The organism is Segeticoccus rhizosphaerae (assembly GCF_009192725.1).
GTDB lineage: Bacteria > Actinomycetota > Actinomycetes > Actinomycetales > Dermatophilaceae > Segeticoccus > Segeticoccus rhizosphaerae.
Map to the genome: position 1 here is coordinate 1 of NZ_VOHR01000589.1, position 1,126 is coordinate 1,126.

At 75.0% G+C, this 1,126-nt stretch carries 1 protein-coding gene; it reads left to right on the forward strand.

Annotated features, from left to right (window positions below):
• A partial coding sequence (locus tag FRW57_RS21875; RefSeq protein WP_203230491.1) for a CDP-alcohol phosphatidyltransferase family protein occupies nucleotides 1–1,126 on the forward strand: 1,126 nt, incomplete at both ends.

Here is a 1,126-nt window from a genome sequence, read left to right on the forward strand (position 1 = left end):
AGGGTCACCAGGTCCGCGGGCGAGGCGCCCACGCCCGCGGACCTGGTGACCCTGGCGCGGGCCGTCCTCGCCTCCGGGGTGGCCGCACTGGTCGCCGACTCGAACGCGAGCGGGTCCACCGGTGCCCCTTCCGTGGCGCTGGTCGGGCTCACGGTCGTGGCGCTGCTGCTCGACGCGGTCGACGGACGGGTCGCCCGCCGCACCGGGACGGTGTCGGCCTTCGGGGCGAGGTTCGACGGCGAGACCGACGCCTTCCTCATCCTGGTGCTCAGCGTGTATGCCGTGCCCCGCTACGGCGCCTGGGTGCTCGCCATCGGGCTGGTTCGCTACGTGTTCTGGCTGGCCGGGCGAGTCCTGCCGTGGCTACGGGCGCCGCTGCCGGCGCGTGACTGGCGCAAGGTGGTGGCGGCCTTCGCCGGGGTGGCGCTCACGGTGGCCGCCGCCGGGATCCTGCCCCGTGCGGTCACCCTCGGTGCGCTGGTGGTGGCCGCGCTGTTGCTGGCGGAGTCCTTCGGCCGGGACGTGCTGTGGCTGTGGCGTCGACGTCACGAGGTGCCGACCGCGGCACCGCAACGGGTCGTGCGACCTGCCGGGCCGGGGCGGCGCGTGGCACGTGTGCTCCTGGACGTGATCGCCCTGCTGGTCGTCTGGGCCGTCCTGCTGGCGCCGACCGAGCTCCCCGCCCTGACACCGAGCGTCCTGCTGCGGATTCCCTTGGAGCTGTTGGTCGTCGGGGCCCTGGCCCTCGCCCTGCCCACGCGGCCGCGGCGGGCGGTGGCCGGGGTCCTCGGGGTGCTGTTCGCGCTGGTCATGATCGTCAAGCTGCTCGACATGGGCTTCTTCGCCGCCCTCGACCGACCGTTCAACCCGGTCACCGACCTCGGCCTTTTCGGCCCGGTCTTCGCCCTGGTGCGGGACACGGTCGGCCGGGTCGCGGGCGACGTCGTCGGCGTCGCGGCCCTCCTCGTGGTCGTCGGGCTGCTCGTGGGCGTGCCGCTCTCGGTGGGGCGGATCTCCTCGGTGGTCTCGCGACACCGCCGCCAGGCCACGCCGGTCGTGGCCGGGCTGACGGCGCTCTGGGTGGTGGCGGCGGCGGTCGGGTGGCAGGTCGACACCGGTGAGCCGG